This is a genomic window from Falsiruegeria sp. JB4-1 (genome assembly GCF_055693495.1).
Map to the genome: position 1 here is coordinate 3,824,304 of NZ_JBVFTZ010000001.1, position 24,425 is coordinate 3,848,728.

Annotated in this window: 21 protein-coding genes and 4 pseudogenes; 13 read left to right on the plus strand and 12 right to left on the minus strand. The window is 55.6% G+C overall.

What is annotated here, in order from left to right:
* Positions 1-28 precede the first annotated feature (28 nt).
* A complete protein-coding gene (locus ACZ1HE_RS19450; protein WP_472623488.1) occupies positions 29-466 on the plus strand; it encodes a hypothetical protein in 438 nt (145 codons plus the stop codon).
* Positions 467-648: 182 nt separating this feature from the next.
* Here ACZ1HE_RS19450 and tuf read toward each other — a convergent pair whose 3' ends face one another.
* From tuf to parC, 3 genes are all read right to left on the minus strand, one after another.
* The gene (gene tuf / locus ACZ1HE_RS19455) at positions 649-1,824 is read right to left on the minus strand and encodes an elongation factor Tu (protein ID WP_472623490.1); all 1,176 of its coding nucleotides are present in this window, start codon (positions 1,822-1,824) and stop codon (positions 649-651) included.
* A gap of 108 nt (positions 1,825-1,932) precedes the next feature.
* Complete coding sequence (locus ACZ1HE_RS19460) at positions 1,933-2,529, minus strand: hypothetical protein (protein WP_472623492.1); 597 nt, start codon at positions 2,527-2,529, stop codon at positions 1,933-1,935.
* Between the two features lie 100 nt (positions 2,530-2,629).
* On the minus strand, positions 2,630-4,978 hold the full coding sequence (parC, locus tag ACZ1HE_RS19465; RefSeq protein WP_472623494.1) for a DNA topoisomerase IV subunit A: 2,349 nt from the start codon (positions 4,976-4,978) through the stop codon (positions 2,630-2,632).
* Between the two features lie 213 nt (positions 4,979-5,191).
* Between parC and ACZ1HE_RS19470 the strand changes: the two genes are divergently transcribed.
* From ACZ1HE_RS19470 to ACZ1HE_RS19495, 6 genes and pseudogenes are all read left to right on the plus strand, one after another.
* Positions 5,192-5,830, plus strand: a complete 639-nt coding sequence (locus ACZ1HE_RS19470) for an SH3 domain-containing protein (protein ID WP_472623496.1) — start codon at positions 5,192-5,194, stop codon at positions 5,828-5,830.
* 71 nt (positions 5,831-5,901) lie between these two features.
* Positions 5,902-6,731 (plus strand): annotated as a pseudogene (locus ACZ1HE_RS19475) (SDR family NAD(P)-dependent oxidoreductase).
* 80 nt (positions 6,732-6,811) lie between these two features.
* Positions 6,812-7,018, plus strand: coding sequence for a twin transmembrane helix small protein (locus ACZ1HE_RS19480; protein WP_472623498.1), 207 nt, complete (start codon positions 6,812-6,814; stop codon positions 7,016-7,018).
* Positions 7,019-7,591: a cob(I)yrinic acid a,c-diamide adenosyltransferase gene (locus ACZ1HE_RS19485; protein WP_472623500.1), complete on the plus strand. Its 573-nt coding sequence runs from the start codon at positions 7,019-7,021 to the stop codon at positions 7,589-7,591.
* A gap of 241 nt (positions 7,592-7,832) precedes the next feature.
* The gene (locus tag ACZ1HE_RS19490; RefSeq protein WP_472623502.1) at positions 7,833-8,591 is read left to right on the plus strand and encodes an electron transfer flavoprotein subunit beta/FixA family protein; all 759 of its coding nucleotides are present in this window, start codon (positions 7,833-7,835) and stop codon (positions 8,589-8,591) included.
* On the plus strand, positions 8,591-9,520 hold the full coding sequence (locus ACZ1HE_RS19495; protein ID WP_472623504.1) for an electron transfer flavoprotein subunit alpha/FixB family protein: 930 nt from the start codon (positions 8,591-8,593) through the stop codon (positions 9,518-9,520). The genes ACZ1HE_RS19490 and ACZ1HE_RS19495 overlap by 1 nt, the downstream gene beginning before the upstream one ends.
* A 56-nt stretch (positions 9,521-9,576) precedes the next feature.
* Here the strand turns inward: ACZ1HE_RS19495 and ACZ1HE_RS19500 are convergent, their stop codons facing one another.
* Entirely contained in the window at positions 9,577-10,404 is an 828-nt protein-coding gene (locus ACZ1HE_RS19500) for a DUF6473 family protein (RefSeq protein ID WP_472623506.1), read from the minus strand.
* A gap of 166 nt (positions 10,405-10,570) precedes the next feature.
* Between ACZ1HE_RS19500 and ACZ1HE_RS19505 the strand changes: the two genes are divergently transcribed.
* Positions 10,571-11,446, plus strand: coding sequence for a 3-hydroxybutyryl-CoA dehydrogenase (locus ACZ1HE_RS19505; protein ID WP_472623508.1), 876 nt, complete (start codon positions 10,571-10,573; stop codon positions 11,444-11,446).
* 45 nt (positions 11,447-11,491) lie between these two features.
* Here ACZ1HE_RS19505 and ACZ1HE_RS19510 read toward each other — a convergent pair.
* The 7 genes and pseudogenes from ACZ1HE_RS19510 to ACZ1HE_RS19540 form a co-directional block, all read right to left on the minus strand.
* Positions 11,492-12,396: pseudogene (locus tag ACZ1HE_RS19510) on the minus strand (lysophospholipid acyltransferase family protein).
* Positions 12,397-12,439: 43 nt separating this feature from the next.
* Positions 12,440-12,709 carry an HPr family phosphocarrier protein gene (locus ACZ1HE_RS19515; protein WP_472623510.1) on the minus strand — a complete coding sequence of 90 codons (270 nt, stop codon included), beginning with the start codon at positions 12,707-12,709 and terminating at the stop codon, positions 12,440-12,442.
* 15 nt (positions 12,710-12,724) lie between these two features.
* Positions 12,725-13,117 carry a PTS sugar transporter subunit IIA gene (locus ACZ1HE_RS19520; RefSeq protein WP_472623512.1) on the minus strand — a complete coding sequence of 131 codons (393 nt, stop codon included), beginning with the start codon at positions 13,115-13,117 and terminating at the stop codon, positions 12,725-12,727.
* Between the two features lie 9 nt (positions 13,118-13,126).
* Complete coding sequence (gene rapZ / locus ACZ1HE_RS19525) at positions 13,127-14,008, minus strand: RNase adapter RapZ (protein WP_472623514.1); 882 nt, start codon at positions 14,006-14,008, stop codon at positions 13,127-13,129.
* Positions 13,993-14,457, minus strand: a complete 465-nt coding sequence (locus ACZ1HE_RS19530) for an HPr kinase/phosphorylase (protein WP_472623516.1) — start codon at positions 14,455-14,457, stop codon at positions 13,993-13,995. Before ACZ1HE_RS19530 ends, rapZ begins: the two co-directional genes overlap by 16 nt.
* Positions 14,458-14,460: 3 nt before the next feature.
* Positions 14,461-16,170 carry a sensor histidine kinase gene (locus ACZ1HE_RS19535; RefSeq protein ID WP_472623518.1) on the minus strand — a complete coding sequence of 570 codons (1,710 nt, stop codon included), beginning with the start codon at positions 16,168-16,170 and terminating at the stop codon, positions 14,461-14,463.
* Between the two features lie 35 nt (positions 16,171-16,205).
* On the minus strand, positions 16,206-16,910 hold the full coding sequence (locus ACZ1HE_RS19540; protein ID WP_472623520.1) for a response regulator transcription factor: 705 nt from the start codon (positions 16,908-16,910) through the stop codon (positions 16,206-16,208).
* 339 nt (positions 16,911-17,249) lie between these two features.
* Here ACZ1HE_RS19540 and ACZ1HE_RS19545 point away from each other — a divergent pair, with 339 nt between their 5' ends.
* From ACZ1HE_RS19545 to ACZ1HE_RS19560, 4 genes and pseudogenes are all read left to right on the plus strand, one after another.
* Complete coding sequence (locus ACZ1HE_RS19545; RefSeq protein WP_472623522.1) at positions 17,250-18,848, plus strand: phosphoenolpyruvate carboxykinase; 1,599 nt, start codon at positions 17,250-17,252, stop codon at positions 18,846-18,848.
* A 261-nt stretch (positions 18,849-19,109) separates the two neighbouring features.
* Positions 19,110-19,475: a helix-turn-helix domain-containing protein gene (locus ACZ1HE_RS19550; RefSeq protein ID WP_472623524.1), complete on the plus strand. Its 366-nt coding sequence runs from the start codon at positions 19,110-19,112 to the stop codon at positions 19,473-19,475.
* A 26-nt stretch (positions 19,476-19,501) separates the two neighbouring features.
* Entirely contained in the window at positions 19,502-20,044 is a 543-nt protein-coding gene (locus ACZ1HE_RS19555; RefSeq protein ID WP_472623526.1) for a hypothetical protein, read from the plus strand.
* 141 nt (positions 20,045-20,185) lie between these two features.
* Positions 20,186-21,708, plus strand: a pseudogene (locus ACZ1HE_RS19560) (trimethylamine methyltransferase family protein).
* A 3-nt stretch (positions 21,709-21,711) separates the two neighbouring features.
* Here ACZ1HE_RS19560 and ACZ1HE_RS19565 read toward each other — a convergent pair.
* Positions 21,712-22,480 (minus strand): annotated as a pseudogene (locus ACZ1HE_RS19565) (sulfite exporter TauE/SafE family protein).
* 143 nt (positions 22,481-22,623) lie between these two features.
* On the opposite strand from ACZ1HE_RS19565, the gene ACZ1HE_RS19570 reads away from it, so the two are divergent.
* Positions 22,624-24,315: an acyl-CoA dehydrogenase family protein gene (locus tag ACZ1HE_RS19570; RefSeq protein ID WP_472623528.1), complete on the plus strand. Its 1,692-nt coding sequence runs from the start codon at positions 22,624-22,626 to the stop codon at positions 24,313-24,315.
* Positions 24,316-24,425 lie beyond the last annotated feature (110 nt).

Consider the following 24,425-nt stretch of genomic DNA (forward strand, 5'->3'; position numbering starts at 1 on the left):
TTTTTAGTAGACATTTTGGGAGATAATTATGGCTAAGAAAGCCACAAAAATAGCGTGCCCGTTTTGCAAAGAGAAGATCAAGGCAGCCGCAGTGAAGTGCAAACATTGCCATTCTGCGCTATCAGCAAATCATGAGTCTCATGGCGGGCAATGCCCCCTCTGCAAAGAGAAAATTCATCCTCAAGCCGTGAAATGCAAGCATTGCGCAACCCTGCTAAATAGTGCGCCTTCATCCGGCGGCGGGTGCGGATGCGAGCGCGGATCACTACAGGCGATGGCTGTCCCAACCGGCCCCGGCATCGGCGGACAGGAATGCTTTTGGCGCTGCTATGATGCTGCCCGTGCATGGGGTAAAGAACGAAACAAGGCACATGAAGATTGCGAAAATGATTGCGGTGTATCGATGCCGCCGCAACCGCACGACTTTTATGACGTCATCGCACCCTTGTACTTTCGTATGCGTTGAGTGGCAGCAAACTGTGTTGACACAACTTCGACAGTAACCGCCTTTGCCACGTCGCTGCCCCCTGCGCATTCAATGTGCTCGTTGTTTTCCATTCGAGAGCACATGTGTGAAAATAATCATGGCCAAACAAAAAAGGGCGCCTCGCAGGCGCCCTTTTCCGTCTGATCATTCGCTAGAGCGAATTATTCAGTGATCTTCGACACAACGCCGGCGCCGACGGTGCGGCCGCCTTCGCGGATCGCGAAGCGCAGACCCTGCTCCATCGCGATCGGTGCGATCAGCTCAACGTCGAACTTCAGGTTGTCGCCAGGCATAACCATTTCGGTGCCCTCGGGCAGGTTCACGGTGCCGGTGACGTCAGTCGTACGGAAGTAGAACTGAGGACGGTAGTTCGCGAAGAACGGCGTGTGACGGCCACCCTCTTCCTTGGTCAGGATATAGGCTTCTGCTTCGAACTTGGTGTGCGGGTTCACGGAACCTGGCTTACACAGAACCTGACCACGCTCAACGCCGTCACGGTCGATACCGCGCAGCAGGGCGCCGATGTTGTCGCCAGCTTCACCGCGGTCCAGCAGCTTGCGGAACATTTCCACACCGGTACAGGTGGTTTTCTTGGTGTCGCGGATGCCGACGATTTCAATCTCGTCGCCCACGTTGATCACGCCACGTTCCACACGACCGGTCACAACAGTACCGCGACCCGAGATCGAGAACACGTCTTCGACCGGCATCAGGAACGGCTGGTCAACAGCACGGGCCGGTGTCGGGATGTATTCGTCAACAGCTGCCATCAGCTCTTTGATCTTCTCTTCGCCGATTTCAGGGTTGTTGCCTTCCATCGCCGCCAGAGCCGAACCGGCAATGATCGGGATATCGTCGCCCGGGTATTCGTACGAAGACAGCAGCTCGCGGATTTCCATTTCCACCAGTTCCAGCAGCTCTTCGTCGTCGACCTGGTCAACTTTGTTCATGAAGACGACCATGTACGGGATGCCAACCTGGCGGCCCAGCAGGATGTGCTCGCGGGTCTGAGGCATCGGGCCGTCAGCTGCGTTCACAACCAGGATCGCGCCGTCCATCTGAGCGGCACCGGTGATCATGTTCTTCACATAGTCAGCGTGGCCGGGGCAGTCGACGTGTGCGTAGTGGCGGTTCTCGGTCTCATACTCGACGTGTGCGGTCGAGATGGTGATGCCGCGGGCTTTTTCTTCAGGTGCGCCGTCGATCTGGTCGTAGGCTTTGAAGTCACCGAAATACTTGGTGATTGCTGCGGTCAGCGTGGTCTTGCCGTGGTCAACGTGGCCGATCGTGCCAATGTTGACGTGCGGTTTTGTACGCTCAAACTTTTCCTTTGCCATTCCTCAGGCGCCCTTTTGCGATTTGGGGGACCCTCGGTCCCGGTTTGCATCTGCGCGCGCGGAATATTTGGTTCAGCGGGGAAAATCAAGAGCATCCTGCGTTCGAGATCAACCTTGAGCGGGTTTTTCCGTGTTTGTTGCTGATTGGGTGGCTCCGGTTGGTTCAGGACGCAATTCGAACCAGCCATTTTCCAAATGCTGCTCGGCCATCCACTCTTCGATCTTGTCCACAATGTTCAGAGACAACCCAGAGATTTGTTCTTCTTTGGTCCGGCTGTGACCCGAGCCCAGAACAGCACTTTGTCCCGTTGTGTCTTCAAAAACCTCCATCTGCACTTTGCGTGCCAGATATTCCTTTTGAGCAACATCATAGACAAATACGTTCACCACAGCGACGCTCTTGGGGTTCAGAAGGACCGGAACCCCTGGAGGGGCAAGCATGAAACCTTCGAGGGATACGGCCACGTCATATTCCTGGGTCCCGGTGTACCTGCGCAAACGCGCCTCCATCGCCTGCTCGAGCGGGGCGTTCCACTCGGATGGTTCCGCACTGCGGGACAACGGCCATTGCAACGCCTTGTCCGTGTAGACATGAATGACCCGAGCTCGGAAAGCGCCCATGTCTTCGGGTGCTTCATTCAATTGCGTTTCACCACATGCGACCAAGATTAACGTGCATGCCAGAGAGATCAGAATTCGGATCATGGATTTTGTCTCGATAAGCCCCATTTGACGCGGGTGTACCCCGGTACCGTTGTTGATGCCAGCTGCATCAGATTGATTACATGTAAACGCGACACATGGATCACGAGAACTTGTAAGTTCGCGGGAAGCCGTACGGCGGGCGTTTGCCGACACCGGCCCGTTTGGCCAGCCATTGTGACATGTCCTGCTCATGCCGGGTCTTGTCGCCGCCCATGGGCCAACTGAGGCCCTCTTCCCAATTGAATGTAGTGATATCTGACAAGCCGCCGTCCAGCTCCAGAGCGCCCTGTTTACCCCGAGCCATGTTATACTTCTGCAGCCGCACTCCTTTGCCGCGCCCCATTTCAGGAAGCTCACCTGTCGGGAACACAAGCAATTTGCCATTTTGCGAAACAACGGCCACGTGATCTCCTGCGACCGGTTTGCAGATCATGGCTTTTTCGTCGCCTTTGACGTTCAAAACCTGCTTTCCGGTGCGTGTCTGCGCCACAACGTCGGGCTCGGGGACAACAAAGCCATTGCCTGCACTTGATGCCACCAAAAGTTTGCGCTCTGGGTTGTGAACCAGAATATCGACAATCTCAGCCTCGTTCGGCAAGTCGACCATCAAGCGTAAAGGCTCCCCCATGCCGCGCCCGCCTGGCAGATTCGCGGCGCTCACGGTGTAGAACCGACCATTTGTGCCAAATACCAGCAATCGATCCGTGGTTTCAGCGTGAAAGATAAACCGTGGCCCGTCACCGTCCTTGAACTTCAACTCGCGTGCAAGGTCGATGTGACCAGTCATCGCGCGAATCCATCCCATCTGCGAACACACCACAGTAATCGGTTCTCGATCTATCATCGCCTCCAGCGGGACGTCTTCGATTTCTCCGGCCTCGGCAAAAACCGAACGACGCGCACCGCCTTCGTAATCCTTGCCAAACGTCTTCTTCGTCTCTTTCAACTGTTCGGCAATCTTGGCCCACTGCAAGGCAGGGTCCGCGATCAGATCTTCGAGGTTCGCGCGCTCCATCATCAGGGCGTCGCGTTCGCGTACCAACTCCATCTCTTCCAGACGGCGCAAGCTGCGCAAACGCATGTTCAGGATCGCGTCTACCTGCACCTCGCTGAGCTCTCCCTCGCCTGGCATCGGCGAAACATAGCTCGCCTCATCCATGGCGCGAACGTGTTTGATGCTCCAGTCTTCGCGCATCAACGCGGCTTTGGGATCTTCGTCATAGCGGATGATATCGATAACCCGGTCGAGGTTGAGGAAGGCAACAATAAAGCCTTCCAAGACCTCCAACCGGTGGTCGATCTTGGCCATTCGGTGACGAGAGCGGCGCAGCAGCACGTCCTGCTTGTGATCCAAGAACGCACGCAGCACTTCCTTGAGCGAGCAGACCTTGGGCGTTACGCCGTCGATCAGGACGTTCATGTTCAGGCTGAACCGCACTTCAAGGTCGGAGTTGCGGTAGAGCATGTTCATCAGCACGTCGGGATCTACGTTTTTGGATCGTGGTTCCAAAATTACGCGGATGTCGTCAGCCGATTCGTCGCGAACGTCCGCCAGAATCGGGATCTTCTTGGTCTGGATCAGTTCGGCTATTTTTTCGATCAGCTTGGACTTCTGTACCTGATAAGGAATTTCGGTTACCACAATCTGCCACTGGCCCCGGCCCAGATCCTCGACCTCGTACTTGCACCGCAGACGGAACCCGCCGCGCCCGGTGCGATAGGCCTTGGCGATGTCTTCTTGCGGCTCGACGATAACGCCCCCGGTCGGAAAGTCCGGCCCGGGCACATAGTTGAGCAACGTGTCGTCGCGCACATCCGGCACTTTGATCATGTGCAAGCAGGCGTCGCAGAGCTCGGCAATGTTGTGGGGTGGAATGTTGGTCGCCATGCCAACCGCAATACCGCTGGCGCCATTAGCCAGCAGATTCGGGAATTCAGCAGGCAGCACCACCGGCTCGGTCAGGCGACCATCATAATTGTCGCGGAAATCAACAGCATCCTCGTCAAGGCCCCGCAAGAGCGCCTCGGCCACAAAGGTCATCCGTGCTTCGGTGTATCGACTGGCCGCCGGGTTGTCGCCGTCGATGTTGCCAAAGTTACCCTGACCGTCGACCAGCGGGTAACGCACGTTAAAGTCCTGCGCCAATCGCGCCATCGCGTCATAGATCGCTGCGTCGCCGTGGGGGTGGAAGTCGCCCATCGTGTCGCCCGAGATCTTGGCTGACTTCAGAAACTTGCCGTTCGACGCCAACCGTAACCTGTTCATCGCGTAAAGGATTCGCCGGTGAACCGGCTTCAGGCCATCACGCGCATCCGGCAGGGCCCGGTGCATGATCGTGCTCAAAGCATAGGTCAGATATCGCTCGCCAATGGCGCGGCGCAGCGGTTCGGCTACCTCACCAGCGCCTTCGGGGGACTTCATGTTGGGGTCGTCGATAGTGTCAGTCATACATGATGTGATACGCCGCCAACGGGCGCGGGTAAAGCAAGCATGGTTCATTTTGCTGGGGACAACTCGGTAAATTCGTCAAAAACGGGAAACAGGGGGAGGAACCCGGCCACCTTCCCCAAGCTTTCGACTCTACATCGGCTCTATGGTATGGTGTGTCGGTAAGTCTGCTACCGATTTAAATATCCATTTTGTCTTTGGGGGGCGCGTGCCATGCGCTTTGTGTTGATCTCGTTTGTGTTTATGGGGCTGGCCTTTTACGAGCTCAGCGGCGGCACAGATTTTGAACCTCGTGGATTACGGCCGACAGAGCCCGAACGCGTGGCCTATGTCCCTAAACAGAAGCTTGCTCCAGTTTCGGAACCCGTAACGGCGGTTGCGTTAGTGGCGAAACCCGTACTTACGCTACGGAAAGCCACAACGGTTCAACAGACACCCGATCCCGAACCTGAATTGTCAGCCGAAGAAACCGCAGCACGACTTGCTCAAATCTCAGTTAGCCTGCAATCAGGATTGAACACCTCTGGGCAAGAACTCGGCACCACATTCACGCTGGCGTCACTTGAACAGGGTGCGTCGTCTTTTCAACGCGCGCCAACAGAAGAACCGGTGACGGAACCCCAAGCTGCAGAACTGTCCGAGCCAGAACCCGACATCCGCGAAATACTGGGAACTCGTGTGAACATGCGCGACGGACCTGGCACCATTTATCCAGTCGTTGGTCGGCTGAACATCGGCCACAAGGTCGAAGTGTTGAGCGAATCCGGCACTGGTTGGTTGCGCCTGCGGGTCTTGCCCGAGCAACAGATGGGTTGGATCGCGGCATCGCTTGTCAGCAAAAAATCACCCTGACCCCTACCTTGCATTGATCTCGACCGCCGCAATCGGCATAGCTGCCTGCAAAACGCCACGCAGGGGACGACATGCAAAAAACCATCCTGATCACAGGCTGCTCATCCGGTATCGGTTACGACGCTGCCCTGGGCATGCGCGACCAAGGTTGGCGTGTCTTTGCTTCTTGCCGCAAAATGGCCGACTGCGACCGCCTTCGCACAGAAGGCTTTGACAGCCCACTGATCGACTACACTGATGCTGCGACCATCACCTCTGGCCTGCAAGAGGTTTTGGACACAACTGGCGGCACGCTTGACGCGCTGTTCAACAACGGCGCGCATGGCTTTCCCGGAGCGGTTGAGGACATCCCAACAGACGGGTTGCGACACATTTTTGAGACAAATTTTTTTGGCTGGCACGAACTGACCCGTCAGGTCATCCCTGTAATGCGTAAACAGGGGCACGGCAGGATCGTTCAATGTTCTTCGATTCTTGGCTTTGTCGCCTTTCCTTGGCGCGGCGCCTATGTTGCGACGAAATACGCACTAGAAGGGCTCACCGACACCCTAAGACTGGAGCTGCATGACACTGGTATCGAAGTGTCGTTGATTGAGCCGGGTCCCGTCACATCAAAGCTTCGGGAAAAGGCCATACCGATATTTGAGCGCTACATCGACTGGAAAAACTCGGCCCTACGTGACAAATACGAAAGCTCTGTGCTCAAGCGCCTTTATCACAGCTCAGGCCGCCCGGATACGTTTGAGCTTCCCCCTCTTACGTCACCAAGCGCCTGGTGCATGCAACCACCGCCGCCCGCCCGCGCCCGCGTTACTACGTCACGACGCCCACCTATGTCGGCGGTTTTCTGCGCCGTATCCTATCCACGCGAGCGACAGACCGTATCCTGACACGGCTCTGAGACAAAAAAACCTGTTCGCTTTTGCTAGATCCGCCGCTAGATGAGCGACATCGAACGTTTAACCCTCTACGAGGCCAAACATGGAAAACATAGTTTTTGTCGTCATGCTCGGGGCCATGTTTGCCGTCGTGCTCGTTCTGGCCATCGGCATCGGGGGATTTGGGGCGGGCGGCAAGTTCAACGCCAAATATGCCAACAAGATGATGCGCCTGCGTATTCTGTTTCAGGCCATCGCCGTGATACTGATCGTTCTCTATGTCTACCTGCGCGGACAAGGAGGCCAATAAATGGTCGTTCTCAACAAAATCTATACGCGAACTGGCGACAAGGGTGACACGGCCCTTGGCAACGGTGAACGCGTTGCCAAATATTCCGACCGCGTGACCGCCTATGGCACCACGGACGAGTTGAATTCCTTTGTCGGTGTAGCCCGACTAGCCGCCGAAACAGACATGGATGCCGCGCTGTCGCGCATTCAAAATGACCTGTTTGATCTGGGTGCCGACCTGTGCCGTCCCGACATGGACAAGGACGCCGAGGCCGAATATCCGCCCCTGCGCGCAACCCTGGAACAGGTCGACCGCCTTGAGGCCGAGATCGACGTGATGAACGATGCACTCGACCCGCTGCGCAGCTTTGTCCTGCCCGGCGGCTCTGCCTTGGCCGCACATCTGCACGTCTGTCGCACCGTGGCGCGCCGCGCCGAGCGGCTGACAGTGGAACTGGGTGCGCATGAAACGGTTAACCCTGCCGTGATCAAATATCTCAACCGTCTCAGTGATTGGTTCTTTGTTGCAGCCCGCATTGCCAACAACGGCGGCAAAGACGACGTGCTTTGGATACCCGGTGCAAATCGCTGAAACCTGCATTTCAGTTGCGACAAATTGGCCCTGCCTGCGTGACACCGAGTCGAGCCACAGCCGCGCATGAGCGAAATTTTCTTGCGTTTAGCGCTCACGAAATGACGAAACGCGACGTCCATCGACACTGACGTGACGATTTTGCCCTGTTGCGGCGGGACCCAAAACGCTATCTAGCCCGGGAGAGCATTGGTGGAGTCGCCCTAGCGGCTTGCCGTTTTTGTAAGGAGCAAACGCAAAAATGAAGGTACTTGTGCCTGTCAAGCGCGTGATTGACTACAACGTAAAGGTCCGTGTGAACGCGGATGGTAGCGGTGTCGATCTCGCCAATGTCAAAATGTCGATGAACCCCTTCGACGAGATTGCAGTGGAAGAGGCGATCCGCCTGAAAGAAGCCGGCAAGGCAGACGAGATTGTCGTCGTGTCCATCGGCGTCGCGAAAGCCCAGGAAACCCTGCGCACCGCGCTGGCCATGGGCGCCGACCGCGCCATCCTGGTCGAAGCTGCTGATGATGTTCACACCGACATCGAGCCGCTGGCCGTTGCCAAGATCCTGGCAAAAGTTGTCGAGGAAGAGCAGCCTGGTATCGTCTTGGCTGGTAAACAAGCCATCGACAACGATATGAACGCAACCGGTCAGATGCTGTCGGCCCTGCTAGGCTGGAGCCAAGGTACGTTCGCATCCGAGCTGGACATCGATGGCGACAGCGCCAAGGTGACCCGCGAGGTTGATGGCGGCCTGCAGACCATCAACGTCAAGATGCCTGCCATCATCACCGTTGACCTGCGCCTGAACGAGCCGCGTTATGCCTCGCTGCCCAACATCATGAAGGCCAAGAAAAAGCCGCTGGATACCAAGACTGCCGCCGACTATGGCGTCGACGTCACTCCGCGTCTGGAAATCGTCAAAACCGAAGAGCCGCCCGCGCGTGCCGCAGGCATCGTGGTTGGTTCGGTTGACGAGCTGGTCGAGAAACTCAAAGAAGCGGGGGCTGTGTAATGGCTGTTCTTCTTCTCGCAGAAGTTAACAATGGTGAACTGGCATTCGACGCCACGGCCAAAGCTGTCACCGCAGCAAAATCTCTGGGTGACGTGACCGTTCTGGCCGCTGGTGGTTCTGCTGCCGCAGCTGGCGAAGCTGCTGCCAAGATCGACGGCGTCGCCAAAGTTCTGGTTGCCGAAGACGAATCCCTGGGCCACCGCCTGGCGGAATCGACCGCAGCGCTGATCGTGTCGCTGGCTGGTGACTACGAGCACATCGTTGCCCCGGCCACCACCGACGCCAAGAACGTGATGCCCCGCGTCGCGGCCTTGTTGGACGTGATGGTGATTTCGGACGCGACCGAAGTGGTTGATGGCTCGACATTTGTGCGTCCGATCTATGCTGGCAACGCCATGCAAACCGTCAAATCGAGCGACGCCAAGAAGGTCATCACCTTCCGCACCTCGACCTTTGATGCGGCTGGTGAAGGCGGTTCTGCCTCGGTTGAAACCGTGTCGGCTGCTGCTGATCCGGGTCTGTCGTCGTGGGTTGAAGACAAGGTTGCCGCAAGCGACCGCCCCGAGCTGACCTCGGCTGGCGTTGTTGTATCGGGCGGCCGTGGTGTCGGCTCCGAAGAAGACTTCAAACTGATCGAAGGTCTGGCAGACAAGCTGGGCGCTGCTGTTGGCGCATCGCGCGCTGCGGTCGACTCGGGTTACGCTCCGAACGACTGGCAGGTTGGTCAGACTGGTAAGGTTGTTGCACCTGAGCTTTATGTCGCTGTCGGCATCTCGGGCGCGATCCAGCACTTGGCCGGTATGAAGGACTCGAAAATCATCGTCGCGATCAACAAAGACGAAGAAGCACCGATCTTCCAGGTTGCGGATTTCGGTCTGGTTGCCGACCTGTTCGCCGCTGTGCCTGAGCTGACCGAAAAGCTCGGCTAAGCCAACGGCCCCGAACTGAATTTGAAAGGCCCGCCAGACTTGGCGGGCCTTTTTCATTAATCCAGGTCTCGCAAGGCTTGATACACCCGGTCCGCAATAATCTGGTGGGTGGCGGGGCCGATCATGTGCTCTGCAACGGGCTCCTGCAAGGTGCCAAAGATCATATCCCCTAGTTCATCCGATTCCCCAGCCATCTTGACCGGCAGCTCGATCACGGCGGCAACCTTGCGACGCAATCCGTTTACCATCTTGGACGTTACCAAAAGAGGTTCGGGACCAAGCAGGTTGCCAGAGCTTTCATCCAACGAAGGATCATACCTCAACCAAAGCAGGATCACCTGCCCTTCAAGCCGTTCAACCAGTGTGTGCATCCGGGCTATCCAGGCCTGTTTCAATTCCTCCTGCACCACCTGGAAACGTTCGTCTGAGATGAGAAAAAGTTGCCCCAAGAGATGCTTGTTGAAGTGGAATTCAGTAAAATCCACCTCATCATACAGGGAAGCTAGAAGTTTGGACGCTTCAAGAAAACGGTCATTGCGCCGTGGATGAACACGATACAATCGGTTCGACAGATTTTGCGCTCCGGGCACTTGCAGAACACATGCCTCAGCATCCTGTGCGAGACGCATCAATTCCGCGTCGTTAAGTATGGAATCCAGACCGCTGTTGATACTTCCGAAGTTTACACATGGCCCACCCATTCGCTGCTCGAGCAAAGTAGGAAACGGCTTCGAAACAAAACGACCGTATGTTTCCGTCCCGCCCATGCAAGCCACATAGGGAGCGTCCAACGATCGCTTCGGCCCCCGAAAGCGCAGTTTTGACGTTCCATAACGACAGGACAATTGTTCAGGCGCATCTGCGCCTTGCATCTGATAACTCATTTCACCCACCAATGTGTTTTGTCACCCAAAAACCAGTTTTCGACCACAGGCGTTGCGATTCCCCTAATGTGCGGTTTTGAAGCAAATTGTTGCGACCACGCCCTCTTGCCGCCGCCCCTGTGCTGCGCATAAAGTCGCCTGAGCGCGCTAGGAAAGGCACGAGAAGATGGACATTCAAAAGGTTGGCGTCATTGGAGCAGGTCAAATGGGCAACGGAATTGCCCATGTGATGGCCCTTTCGGGGTATGATGTGCTACTGAGCGACATCAACGAAGACGCGCTGAAAGCCGCCATTGAAACGATCCAGGGTAATCTGACACGACAGGCTTCTCGTGGGAAAATCTCGGACGAGGCTGTTCAAACGGCCATGGGTCGAATTCAAACCACGTTGCAATTGACCGACATCGCGCAGACGGATCTGGTCATCGAAGCGGCGACCGAACGCGAGACCATCAAACAAGCCATTTTTGACGAGTTGCAGCCCCATCTGCAGCCCCACACGATTCTGACATCAAACACGTCTTCGATTTCGATCACACGCCTCGCCAGCAGGACCGACCGCCCCGAGCGTTTCATGGGTTTCCATTTCATGAACCCCGTACCGGTGATGCAGCTTGTCGAATTGATCCGTGGCATTGCGACCGACGAAGAAACTTTTGCAGCCTGCAAGAAGGTTGTTGATCGGCTGGGCAAGACCTCCGCGAGCGCCGAAGATTTCCCGGCCTTCATCGTAAACCGGATTTTGATGCCGATGATCAACGAGGCGGTTTACACGCTCTATGAAGGTGTCGGAAATGTTCAGTCCATAGACCAATCAATGAAATTGGGCGCCAACCACCCCATGGGTCCGCTTGAATTGGCGGATTTCATCGGGTTGGATACATGTTTGGCCATCATGAACGTGTTGCACGACGGGTTGGCCGACACAAAATACCGCCCCTGTCCTTTGCTGACCAAATACGTTGAAGCCGGATGGCTGGGCCGCAAGTCGCAACGTGGTTTCTATGACTATCGCGGCGATGTTCCTGTACCAACCAGATAAACTGGCCAAGGCACAACACACAGTCCGGCCGCGGTCGTGATGTTTTCAGGTGTCTTCTGGGGCTTTACTGCCAAGGCCCATCGTGTGATCCCGCAGCCATGCCATGAACCCGCGCGGGTTTGTTTCCAGAAGCTCCATATCTGCATCGGAAACCGGGGCGCCGACCACTGGCGCTTGTGGCTTGTTGCAAGATCGAACGATCTCGTGCAGCAACAAACCCTGGCGCATGATAGCCGACATGCGATTGGCCATCAGGTACCAGCGTGAATTGCAGCCGGGGAAGTAGATCGGCACCACCTTTGCCCCCGATCGACGGATCATCTTGGCGGTAAAGACGTTCCATTCCCGTTCGATTGCTGGTCCAAACAACGTGTCCGAAGACATGACCACACCAGAAGGAAACAACGCCACCACGCCCCCTCTTTCAAATGGCCCATTGCCTTGGCCCGCATTTCAACCATTTTTGCCTGAGCATCAGGGTCGTGCGGAAACGGCACGGGGATCATGAACGATGTCGCAGCCTCGTCCAGTCCTGTCAAAACCGAACGGGTCAGGATACGATAATCCTGGCGCGCCCGCCCAATCAGATCCGCAAGGATCATCCCATCCACCATGCCGTGAGGGTGATTGGCAACAACCACGACCGGGCCGCTCTTGGGAATATTATCTAACTGGTCTTGAGGCGTAACCAAGTCGATGCCCATGATGTTCAGCGCTCCGCGCCAGAACTTTTGCCCGCGGTAGTTTTCGTTCTGTTTTTCGAACCGGTTGACCATGCGCAAAATCGTAAGCTTGCCCGTCATCCATTCGATCGCCTTAATCGCCGTCGAAGTCCAAGCATCATCAAACGAGTTCGCATAGGTCAGCGTGCGACGATCATAGATCTCGCCTTCGGACGTGTCCGTATCAGACACGACTGCTGATTTATCACTCTGAGTGGTCTCTGCCACGCGCGCGTCTTTCTTTTGTGATGTCACCCAAGAACAGGCGCTCTCAGAACCCTTCGCCGAACTTGTCAGCCACTAGAGCTTCGAGCGCATCTGCCAACGCCTCAGCATCCGGGCCAGACGTCTCAACGTCAATAGTTGTTCCACGTGACGCTGCCAACATCAAAAGACCCATAATACTGTCACCTGATGCAGAGAGGCCATCACGGGACACTTCGGCCGTCGCATCAAACCCCTCTACCACTTCGACCAATTTGGCCGAGGCTCGCGCATGCAGTCCTTTTTCGTTTTCGATTGTCAATGTCCGCTGAATCATTTGAGCCTAAATTCACTACTCTGGCGCAACGTTGCGCATGTTAATGTATTTTCTTCCTGCTTCCATAGCGCCTGCTGTCGCATCTGAGATCGGCAGATGTCTGCTCTTGGCCAGTTTGATCAACATAGGAAGGTTGGCGCCGTAAAGTATTCGGCGATCCGACGGGGCGCAGGCGCGCAAACTCAGGTTGGATGGAGATCCGCCAAACAGATCTGTGACCAGCACAACGCCATCACCTTGATCAACTTCATCCGCGGCCTTACAAATTTCCCGTTGCTTTTCTTCCCGGTCGTGATCTGCATCGATCGAGATGGCGCGCATTCCCGCTTGCTGTCCGACAACATGTTCAATGGCTGCCAGGTATTCCCTCGCCAATCCTCCATGCGCCACGATGACTATTCCGATCAATCCCGCCTCTCAGTCGCCATTTCGGCGTTCAAGTTCGCGATGCCTAATTGACACTTGCACCCCATGATCCGCAAGGGCCTTCGCCATCGTTTCCGTCAACAAAACCGACCGATGCTGCCCTCCGGTGCATCCGAAGCCGATCGACAGATGCGTTTTCCCTTCGGCGTGATACGCCGGAACTAAAAATTGTACCAAGCTGGTCACCCGGTCTAGAAACGGTGCAAATCGCTCATCTGCATGAATGTGCTCGGCAACCAAGGGACTTCGCCCATCCAATGGTCTCAATTCCGGGTTCCAATGGGGGTTGGACAAGAACCTGCAATCGAAAACCATGTCCAACCCTCCGGGCAGGCCCCGCTTGTAGGAAAAGGAGTGCACCGACACCGCCAACTGGCGCCCTCCTTCGGGTGCGAACCAACGTTCCACTTCGTCCCGAAGCTGGTGGATATTCAATTCAGAGGTATCGATCAAACAGTCTGCAACCTCGCGAATAGGGCTAAGTAGGTCCAACTCTCGGCGGATACCCAATTCGGGTTGGCTTTGAGGGGACATCGGATGCCTGCGCCTTGTTTCTGAGAAACGTTGAAGCAAAACCTCGACCTGGCAATCCAGATACAAAACGGCAGGATCTGTGTTCGATACCCGTTTCAACTGCGAGACCAGCTCAACAAAACCCGAAGTTGTGAAATCTCTGTTTCGAGGGTCGATCCCCAAAGCCAAAGTGCATTGGGGTGGAGATCCCTCGACTAGAGGCTTCACCATCGCCATCGGCATGTTGTCGATCGCCTCGAACCCAAGGTCTTCCAGAACGCGGATCGACGTTGAGCGACCGGCGCCCGACGGGCCGGTAACCAAAACGATCTGCTTAACACTCTTTACGTCATCGGACATTCCGGATCATGCAAACCTTCTTTAAGGAATTGAAACAGCGCCGCCGCAAAATGGGCTCCTTCCACCTTTCGAAATAGGTGCAGTTTTTGCCCATTAAAGTAGATTTCTCGCGTGCGCGGCAAACGGTCCGTTTCCACAACATCCATATCTACGACGGCAAGGAGCTTTGCCGGTCCGACAAGCTCTGCATGCAACAACCCTAAACCGCGCGCTTCGACGAGATTGGGCAATCGTTCAGGGGCTTGCGCAATGATCTCTCCTTGGTCAACTTCAAGCGCAACTCTGTCATCTGCCACCAGATCGCACCCGTATGCCATCAGCTGCAAGGCCAACGCCGACTTGCCTCTTCCAGACTGCCCCCGGATCAACAGCCCGCGACCTGCTAAGGAAACGCAACTCGCATGAACTGTTTCTGATGAATTGTGTTGATCAGCCTGAACCGACGGCATTAATCAGACCGGTAATCCCACGACAAAGCGGGCCCCAAGAGGGTCAGATGTTACATCCGCCTCGGTCGGTCGGATATTCTCTGCCCAGATCACTCCACCGTGCGCCTCTACGATTTGCTTTGAAATCGCCAGGCCAAGTCCGGAATTGTTACCAAAATGCTCTTCTGGGCGTTGCGAGTAGAACCGTTTGAAAATTTTGCTCAGCGCCTGATCTGGAATACCGGGCCCAGTGTCTTCGACAACAATCAAAACCCTATTTGATCGTTTCCGTGCCCAGACACGGATTGCATCCCCTTCTTCACAGAAGGAAATCGCATTGGTGATCAGGTTCACAAATACCTGCGCCAGCCGAGCTTCCAGCCCTTGAATGACAACAGGGTCCGGGGGCAAGTCTGTAATGTAGTCAATCCCCTTCCCGCGCGCATCCTCGCCCAAGTATTGGTTCAAGTTGTTCAGCATCTGCAACAGATCAAACGCTTGTTCTTCTTCCTTGACCAACTCGGCATCCAATCGGGACGCGTTAGAGATATCGCTGACCAATCGGTCCAGCCGCCGCACATCGTGTTCGATCACCTCCATCAGCTTCTCACGCTGATCGTCGCGCTTCACCATTCGCAAGGTGCCGACTGCGGACTGCAGGCTGGCCAAAGGATTCTTGATCTCATGGGCAACGTCTGCTGCGAACTGCTCATTGCCATCAATGCGCGAGTAAAGCGCGGACACCATGCCGCGCAAAGCACGACTCAAGCGTCCAATTTCATCAGGACGGGCTGACAGGTCCGGTATTCTGATCCGGCCCGGGTTCATGCGACGCGCGTTTCGATCGCGCCCCAATTCTGCAGCTTCAGCTAGATCCGCCAACGGGTTGGCTATTGTCGAAGCAAGAACCAAGCTGAGACCTATGGAAACCAGAAGCGCCACGATGAACATTTGCAAAACGCGTTCGCGTTCGCGTTTGGCCAGCGTATCAATCTCACCAGATGGGCTGGCCATGGCAACCACGCCGACCGGACTTCCACTTTGAATGATGGGTGTTGCAGTCGCAAACACCCTGCCTCCTGCGGTGTCCTGTAAAACCTCAACTTGGGTGCCATTTGCGATCGCAAGAGGAACCAGTGACTTGAGTTGAGGTTCAAGGTCAGTGGTGACTTCAGGCACCGGAGCGGAGAATAACCCGGAAACGGACTTCCAAAGCCCTGACAGAGTATCGCTAATCAGTGTGGAACTGTCATTCTGATCAGCCTGCACAGACAAAGAACTTGAATTTTCATTGCCCTTTCCCTGTGCGATCAATGTCTGCGCGCTGTCATAAACGAACACCTCGACCCCGGCGCGCAAGCTCAGGCTCTCAAGTGTCTCTGCTGCATCAATTCCGTCACCAGTGGCCAAATTGACTGGGCTGCCCTCAGGCATCTGGGCCTCGAAAACATCGGCAACAAGTCGGGTTTCGCCCACCAATGCCCCGGCGCGCTGTGTGACTAGGCTGTCACGGGAGTCGTTAAGGTAAAGAATACCAGCAACAAGAATGATCAGTGCGATCAAGTTGAAGGTAATGATCTTGCGCGTCAGCGGAGATCCCCTCAACGAAAACAGGCTGCGGCGGGCCCTTTTGACCCGCAACTCCTGAGACACCGTGCTTTGCGGAGCGACCCAATCGTCGCCCAGCACTACGTCACCACTGCCGTCGCCCTGAGATGTGCCAGTATCGCGCACGACATCCCTTTCGAATTGAATTCCGGATCACTCCGTTACTCTTCATTATATCTGTAACCGATCCCGTACAGCGTCTCAATCGCGGCGAAATCTTCGTCTGCGGTGCGCATCTTCTTGCGCAGGCGTTTGATGTGGCTATCGATGGTCCGGTCATCTACGTAAACTTGGTCATCATAGGCTACATCCATCAACTGGTCGCGGCTTTTGACGAACCCCGGGCGCTGCGCCAAAGCCTGCAGCAACAGGAACTCGGTTACAGTCAGCGAAACATCCTTGCCCTTCCAACTGACGGCATGCCGCAAAGGATCCATCCGCAAATGGCCACGTTCCATGACCTTTGCTTCCCCAGTGTTGGTTCCTGCGACATCTCCTGCAACCGTTTCCTGACGACGCAAAAGCGCGCGGATGCGTTCCACCAGAAGACGCTGAGAAAATGGCTTCTTGACGTAGTCGTCGGCGCCCATCCGAAGACCCAGAACTTCGTCAATCTCGTCATCCTTGGACGTCAGAAAGATCACGGGCATTTGGGTTTTCTGCCGCAAACGTTGCAACAAATCCATGCCATCCATACGTGGCATCTTAATGTCTAACACCGCCATATCAGGCAGCTTCTTGTTAAACGCATCAAGCGCTGCTTGACCGTCATTGTAAGTTTCGACTTCAAAGCCTTCGGCCTCTAGAGTCATGGAAACCGACGTCAGGATGTTCCTGTCGTCGTCCACCAAAGCAATCTTTGACATCCGAATGTGCCCCTATGCTGCTCAATTCTGCCTTATTTTTTTCCCATTCATCGCTCTTTTGAGGGGGCGAATCAATCCATAACTGCGATTCGAACGCCTCTTTCCCAAGCATTGAGGCAAAAAACCTTACTCAGGGATGAATAAGTGCCCGTCAAAGCAGCTGAAAATTAATGGTTGCGCTAAACATTGCCTTGGTTGCGCTAACTGCGCCAAAGCGTCCTGTTCATGTCCCAAACCGTCATGTTAAGACCCGCCTCACCGGCGATCAGGCCGGACCAAAAGCCCCAACGGCCACAGATCGGTTTCAAGCGCCGCGCGCCGACACAGGAGAATTAAAACATGACATCTGGACGGGTTAACCCGCAATTCCGCCTCGAAGATCAGGGCATCGAGGGTCTGGGCAATGTCTATTACAACTTCATGGAACCGGCGCTGATCGAAGCAGCCCTCAAGCGCGACGAAGGTACGCTGGGCAAAGGCGGCGCGTTTCTGGTGACCACCGGCAAATTCACCGGCCGCTCGCCCAAGGACAAGCACGTCGTCAAGACCGAGAGCGTCAAGGACACGATCTGGTGGGAAAACAACGCCGCCATGAGCCCCGAAGGGTTCGATGCGCTTTATGCCGACATGCTCGAGCATATGAAGGGCAAGGACTACTTTGTGCAGGATCTGGTTGGCGGGTCTGACCCGGCCTATTCGATCAACGTGCGCATGGTGACCGAGCTGGCCTGGCACAACCTGTTCATCCGCCACCTGCTGCGTCGGCCGTCCCGCGAAGACCTGGATGAGTTCGTGTCGGATTTCACTGTCATCAACTGCCCCAGCTTCAAAGCGGACCCGGCCAAGCACAACTGCAACTCGGAAACCGTGATTGCGCTGAACTTTGACAAGAAGGTCATCCTGATCGGCGGCACCGAATACGCGGGTGAAAACAAAAAATCGGTCTTTACCCTGCTGAACTATATGCTGCCCGAAAAGGGTGTCATGCCGATGCATTGCTCGGCCAACCACGCCATTGGCAACCCGGTCGATGCGGCCGTGTTCTTTGGCCTGTCGGGTACTGGCAAAACCACCCTGTCGGCCGACCCTTCGCGCACTCTGATCGGTGACGACGAACACGGCTGGTCGGATCGCGGCACCTTCAACTTCGAAGGTGGCTGCTATGCCAAGACCATCAACCTGAGCGCCGAGGCCGAACCCGAGATCTATGCGACCACGACCAAGTTCGGCACCGTGATCGAGAACATGATTTTCGACGAAGAGACCAAGGAACTGGACTTCGACGATGACAGCCTGACCGCAAACATGCGCTGCGCCTACCCGCTCGAGTACATTTCGAACGCGTCTGCCTCGGCCATGGGTGGTCATCCTAAGAACATCATCATGCTGACCTGTGACGCCTTTGGTGTTCTACCTCCGATCGCGCGTCTGACACCGGCGCAGGCGATGTATCACTTTCTGTCGGGCTTCACCTCGAAGGTTGCAGGCACAGAGCGTGGCGTAACCGAGCCGCAGCCGACCTTCTCGACCTGCTTTGGCGCCCCCTTCATGCCGCGTCGCCCCGAGGTGTACGGCAACCTGCTGCGTGAAAAGATCGCCCAGCACGGTGCTACCTGCTGGCTGGTCAACACCGGCTGGACCGGTGGCGCCTACGGTGTGGGCTCGCGCATGCCGATCCGCGCCACCCGTGCCCTGCTGACGGCCGCTTTGGACGGGTCGCTGGCCGAAGCCGAGTTCCGCAAGGACTCCAACTTTGGCTTTGACGTTCCGGTCGCCGTTCCTGGCGTCGCCGAAGTGCTGCTGGATCCGCGCCGCACCTGGGATGATCAGGAAGTGTTCGACAAACAAGCCACCAAGCTGGTGCAGATGTTTGCCGACAACTTTGAGCAATATTTGCCGTACATTGACGAGGACGTAAAAGCCGTCGCAATCGGCTGATACAACTTTAGCCATGAATGAAGGCCCCGTCAGATTGGCGGGGCTTTTTCATTAACACATCGTGAACCATTATTGATTGCTTGATCAATCAAACATCGTTAATCTTTCCTGACAGGAAAAAACCCGGCACCTGACGGCACCGGGCATCACAATGAAAGGATCTTATTGGCTGCCACCACTCACAAATAAGCAGCCTAACATCAGATAGGTTACGTTATTGATCTCTTGTGTCAATATGATACTGCTAGAAATCAGTAACTTTTGGATGCGATCATTCGCTATCTGCATGTCTCTAAGATCAATTGGTCACAAAACAGGCTATCGAACAAAATGCGTGAACTTTCAAAACTGGCGGAACTCAGAAAACTCATGCTCAGCATGGAGCGTTCGCTAGGGCTGCAAGATCTTTCGCCGGTTGAACGTGACATTTATTATGCCGCCAATGAGCTGTCAGAAAATGGAAATGGGGTTCGAACAATAGGATTGATCGAACATTCTCTGCTGGAAACCGTTTCTCGCCCAACGTTTTTTCGTGCGCTTAAATCCTTGGTCAACAAAGGGTATTTATCGCACTGCAATACGGTGAACAGAGGGCAATATACGGTTAATGGACCGCAGGACTACTAGAACAGCTGACGCTAGCGGACCCGCACGTGCGATCGCTGGTTAAAGAAACAATCGTAGCATCTGGCCTATACCTCGCTGCCTTTCTGGTGGTCTTCGAGGTAGTCACCCCTTTGCAAAGCATGTTTTTTCCAGAGTTCCCTAGCCGAGCCAGCTTGTTGTTTTTACCTCATGGTATTCGTGTGCTGACAGCATGGTTGCTTGGCTGGCGCGCCATTCCCGCGCTTTTACCGGGTGTGTTTCTGGTTTTTCTATACGTCGGAGGAACTGACGTCTTTCTTCCAAGCAGGCTGGCGGCGATTGCAATAGCAGTAACAGTAGCACCGGCAGTTTTCATGGCCCTGGCCGCTATAAAGCAGGACATCAGACCTCGCCCGGGCAAAACCCCCTGCTGGCCATGCGTCATGGGCGTCGGAATTGTGACCTCGTTCTTGACCGCGCTTTTGACGAATATGGCGTTTGGTAGCGAAACAGTAGAATATGTCGCGTATCTGATCGGCGACGTTTTCGGCCTGTTCTTCCTGATGCTTGGCCTTCTTTATGTCTTTCGGTTCCTGAGAAGCCGCGCCTAGCCAAAGACCCATCACCTCCTGAGATAGCCACATTCGGATTTTTGGAAACTTGATTTGCCGATACCGCAATGGGTAGGCAACGCTTGAGCGATTACCCTTGTCTCGTGTCTAGTTGGTGCGAAACCGAACAGGGTCATAAACATGAGCCAGCCACAGTCAACTCGCTCAAAACGTTCTGGTCGAAAAGAACGCCACGCTCAGCGTGCAAAGCCGCCTGCGGTAAATCCATGCCCTCCTGGGCAAATCGGAGGTCAGTTCAAGCCTTTGACGCAAGCCGATATGGATGCGATTTTCAAGACGGCTCTACGACTGCTTGGTGAGCTTGGCATGGGGGAAACCCCTGACCGCTTGCAAAGCCTGTTAGTTAAAGCAGGTGCACGCAAATCTAAGGATCGTGTCCTGCTGCCCGAGACACTGGTCCGTCAGGCTATCGCCACGGCTCCACAGCAGTTTGCACTTCATGGTCGCGATCCATCACGCACGATCCATGTTGGCGGCAAGAGGGTATATTTTGGCACCGGAGGAGCCGCCGTACAGACTTTGGACATTGAAAACGGGCTGTATCGCGCCTCGACCCTACAAGACCTACGAGATTTCACACGGCTGCAGGATCGGCTTACCAACATAAGCTGGTTTACAAGGTGTTGCATCGCCACAGATGTCGAAGACACCTTCGAACTGGATGTAAATACGGCCTACACACTGTTGAGGCACACGACGAAACCGTCGGCAACTGCCTTTACACTGGCCGAACATGTCGGGCCGATCGTCGATATGCTCGACATTGCGGCAGGTGGAGTGGGTGCTTTTTCAGAACGCCCATTTTTGAAAGCTCATATTTCCCCTGTCATCTCGCCCTTGCGTTATGCCGAGGACGCCGTCGATGTTACTTTTGCCTGCCTCGATCATAACATCCCGGTGTCCTGCATCACGGCGGCACAGGCCGGTGCGACCGCGCCCGCCACGCTTGCCGGGTTCCTTGTGCAATCACTGGCAGAAACACTGGCGAGCCTTGTCATGGTGCAGGTGATCAAACCGGGTCATCCCATGGTGTTTTCAAATTGGCCTTTTGTGATCGACCTTAGAACTGGTGCTTTTTCCGGAGGAGGGGAGAGATCGCCCTGCTTAACGCGGCCTCGGCGCAATTGTCCAACTGGCTTGGCTTGCCCTCTGGCGTTGCGGCTTCGATGACCGACGCCAAGGCCATCGATGCACAGTATGGAGTGGAAAAAGCGATGACATCGCTTGCAGCGGCCTTAGCTGGTGGAAATCTGATCTACGAAAGCTCCGGCATGACGGCATCCTTGCTAGGAGCCAGTTTCGAAGCCTTCGTCCTGGATGACGAAATGCATGCCCATACCTATCGGGCACTGCGAGGCGTCGAGGTGTCACCCGAGAACTTGGGGTTTGACGCGATCTGTTCCGCAGTATTGGGTGACGGTCATTTCTTAGGCGGATCACACACATTGTCGGCGATGGAAAGAGACTATTTCTATCCGCATATCGCGGACCGTGATACGCCAAAAACCTGGGCGGACAAGGGCGCCCCTGATGCTTGGTCTGTCGCGCGCGAAAAGGCCAAATCCATCTTGGCCGAACATCATCCCGACTACCTGACTGCGGAACAAGACAAGGCGATAAGACAGCGACTGCCGATACTGTGAATTTCACCCAAAAAGCGCACGGCGCAACAAGTTCAGAGCAGCAACCAGCAGAACTATGAGCGTAATCTTTCGAAAAGTGCCCTGATCAATACGACCCTGCAGGCGGCCGCCTGCCCACATACCAGCCACCCCAGGCACAACAAGCGTCAAGGAAAAGACAAGAGTTTCAGACCTGAGGATTCCTGACGTCAGATGGGCCACGACCAAAGCGACAGCGCCCAGACCATATATGACGCCCTGAACGCGCATCTGGTCATCCTTTGGTGTATTCAAGGCCGTCAGATAAGCCACGGTCGGTGGCCCCCAAACGCCCGCCATGCCACCTACGAGATCCCGCCACAGCACCTGTTAGGGCTTCGACTTTCATGGAAGGTGCTTTCAGGGTAAAGCGCAACCCGAACAATTGCGCGACCGCAAAACCCGCAACGGGGATCGCAATCATCAGCAAAAACGTGTCGGCATCAACGCGTGTCACCAATTGCGACCCCATCAGCAGGAACACCAGCCCAACCAGCAGAAAAATGCGGAATCGCCGCACCGAGACTACAGCAGCTTGCATCCCTTGACCCAATGCCTGCATTCCGTTTGTCACAAGGGTTGGAATGATCAATCCAGCCAAGGCCCAATCTGGCGGCAAAACCATACTGAGCCCAGCGATGGAAATCATCGGCATGGCAAATCCGACCATGCCCTTGATCAGTCCGGCAACAAACAGAACTGCAAAAGCAAGGGCCCATTCTGTGGGCGACAAGATCGCAAACCAACCTACCATATTCCACCAATATCACTCTTATCGGACGCTGCACTGCAAAAATGATGACGCAATAAATGAACCATACGTGGGGTTTCTGCGTATTTATGTTGCGCTGCACGTGCAAAATGATATGACCAAGCCAAGAACAGAGGAATTGATTCATGGCCCATGACGGACAGGATATGACGACGATGACGAACCCCGTGATTTTGCCCGACCTTCTGACATTGACCGGCGCGGCGATTGCCCCGGTTGATTCCGTGTTCGAGGCTGCCCGGACCTCGGTCCGCGAGTTGGTGAGCGTCGATGGCAAGGTATCGGGCGCGTTGATCGAAGCAAATCAGACCGCCGCCCATGGCTTGGCTTGGCTAGCGACCTATCAGAATTCGCTGCACCAAATGCAGCGTTGGGCTGAAGCGCTGCAAGCCGACGGCAACTTTGGCGAGATGGAGCAGCTGCTCCACCAGATCGCGTTTGGTGAGTATCTGCACCAAATCGCAGGCGGCATCCCGATGAACCAGACCGAGGTCGTGCGCCTGCAGGACATGGGGTTGGGTTGGGACGCGCTGTCGGGTTTCCAATGCGCTGAAGTGCAATCGCTGATGTCCTCTGCCAACAGCCAGGCCGCCCGTTCGCGCCTTGTTGAGCTGATGGAAGAGCAAGCAGGCTCGACCATGTTCGGAGCCTCTGGCCTGGATGAAGAGCTGGAGATGATCCGCGACCAGTTCCGCCGCTACGCTGCCGAAAAAGTCGAGCCACATGCGCATGACTGGCACCTCAAGGACGAGCTGATCCCGATTGAGATCATCAACGAGCTGGCCGAGATGGGCGTCTTTGGCCTGACCATCCCCGAAGAATTCGGCGGCTTCGGCCTGTCCAAGGCGTCGATGTGCGTGGTATCCGAGGAATTGTCGCGCGGTTACATTGGTGTGGGCTCTCTGGGAACACGGTCCGAGATCGCGGCCGAGCTGATCATGGCCGGTGGCACCGACGAGCAGAAAGCCAACTGGCTGCCCAAGATTGCCAGTGCTGAAATCCTGCCAACAGCAGTCTTCACTGAACCCAACACCGGTTCGGATCTGGGGTCGTTGCGCACACGCGCGGTCAAAAATGCCGACGGCGACTATGAGGTCACCGGAAACAAGACCTGGATCACGCACGCCGCCCGTACGCACGTCATGACCCTGTTGGCACGCACCAACTCTGACACGACAGATCACCGAGGCCTGTCGATGTTCCTGGCCGAAAAAACACCAGGCACCGATGAAAACCCGTTCCCGACCCCCGGCATGACCGGCGGCGAGATCGAGGTTCTGGGATATCGCGGTATGAAAGAATACGAGCTGGGTTTTGACGGCTTCAAGGTCAAAGGCGAAAACCTGCTGGGCGGCGAAGAGGGCAAAGGCTTCAAACAGCTGATGCAGACCTTCGAGTCGGCCCGCATTCAGACCGCCGCCCGCGCTATTGGTGTGGCGCAATGCGCGCTGGATATCGCGATGCAGTATGCACAGGACCGCAAGCAGTTCGGTAAATCACTGATCAACTTCCCCCGCGTGTCGGGCAAGCTGGCGATGATGGCTGTCGAAATCATGGTGGCGCGTCAGTTGACCTATTTTTCTGCTTGGGAAAAGGATCACGACCGCCGCTGCGACCTTGAGGCCGGTATGGCCAAACTGCTGGGCGCTCGCGTTGCATGGGCGGCTGCGGACAACGGCCTCCAGATCCACGGCGGCAATGGCTTTGCGCTGGAATACAAAATCTCTCGTGTCCTGTGTGATGCGCGCATCCTGAACATCTTTGAAGGTGCAGCTGAAATTCAAGCTCAGGTCATCGCCCGCCGCCTGCTCGGCTAAGGCGTATCAATAGAAATTTCCCCGACTGGGCCCGGTTTCAAACGCCGGGCCTTTTCTTTTGAGCACCCATGTGCAATCGGGCATAGGCTAACAAAAACTGCGCGGTTTTG

What these genes read in the sequence shown, in the direction of transcription:
- ACZ1HE_RS19450 (WP_472623488.1), top strand. Translation starts at nt 29, where the DNA reads ATGGCTAAGAAAGCCACAAAAATAGCGTGCCCGTTTTGCAAAGAGAAG.
- tuf (WP_472623490.1), bottom strand. Translation starts at nt 1,824, where the DNA reads ATGGCAAAGGAAAAGTTTGAGCGTACAAAACCGCACGTCAACATTGGC.
- ACZ1HE_RS19460 (WP_472623492.1), bottom strand. Translation starts at nt 2,529, where the DNA reads ATGATCCGAATTCTGATCTCTCTGGCATGCACGTTAATCTTGGTCGCA.
- parC (WP_472623494.1), bottom strand. Translation starts at nt 4,978, where the DNA reads ATGACTGACACTATCGACGACCCCAACATGAAGTCCCCCGAAGGCGCT.
- ACZ1HE_RS19470 (WP_472623496.1), top strand. Translation starts at nt 5,192, where the DNA reads ATGCGCTTTGTGTTGATCTCGTTTGTGTTTATGGGGCTGGCCTTTTAC.
- ACZ1HE_RS19480 (WP_472623498.1), top strand. Translation starts at nt 6,812, where the DNA reads ATGGAAAACATAGTTTTTGTCGTCATGCTCGGGGCCATGTTTGCCGTC.
- ACZ1HE_RS19485 (WP_472623500.1), top strand. Translation starts at nt 7,019, where the DNA reads ATGGTCGTTCTCAACAAAATCTATACGCGAACTGGCGACAAGGGTGAC.
- ACZ1HE_RS19490 (WP_472623502.1), top strand. Translation starts at nt 7,833, where the DNA reads ATGAAGGTACTTGTGCCTGTCAAGCGCGTGATTGACTACAACGTAAAG.
- ACZ1HE_RS19495 (WP_472623504.1), top strand. Translation starts at nt 8,591, where the DNA reads ATGGCTGTTCTTCTTCTCGCAGAAGTTAACAATGGTGAACTGGCATTC.
- ACZ1HE_RS19500 (WP_472623506.1), bottom strand. Translation starts at nt 10,404, where the DNA reads ATGAGTTATCAGATGCAAGGCGCAGATGCGCCTGAACAATTGTCCTGT.
- ACZ1HE_RS19505 (WP_472623508.1), top strand. Translation starts at nt 10,571, where the DNA reads ATGGACATTCAAAAGGTTGGCGTCATTGGAGCAGGTCAAATGGGCAAC.
- ACZ1HE_RS19515 (WP_472623510.1), bottom strand. Translation starts at nt 12,709, where the DNA reads ATGATTCAGCGGACATTGACAATCGAAAACGAAAAAGGACTGCATGCG.
- rapZ (WP_472623514.1), bottom strand. Translation starts at nt 14,008, where the DNA reads ATGTCCGATGACGTAAAGAGTGTTAAGCAGATCGTTTTGGTTACCGGC.
- ACZ1HE_RS19530 (WP_472623516.1), bottom strand. Translation starts at nt 14,457, where the DNA reads ATGCCGTCGGTTCAGGCTGATCAACACAATTCATCAGAAACAGTTCAT.
- ACZ1HE_RS19540 (WP_472623520.1), bottom strand. Translation starts at nt 16,910, where the DNA reads ATGTCAAAGATTGCTTTGGTGGACGACGACAGGAACATCCTGACGTCG.
- ACZ1HE_RS19545 (WP_472623522.1), top strand. Translation starts at nt 17,250, where the DNA reads ATGACATCTGGACGGGTTAACCCGCAATTCCGCCTCGAAGATCAGGGC.
- ACZ1HE_RS19570 (WP_472623528.1), top strand. Translation starts at nt 22,624, where the DNA reads ATGGCCCATGACGGACAGGATATGACGACGATGACGAACCCCGTGATT.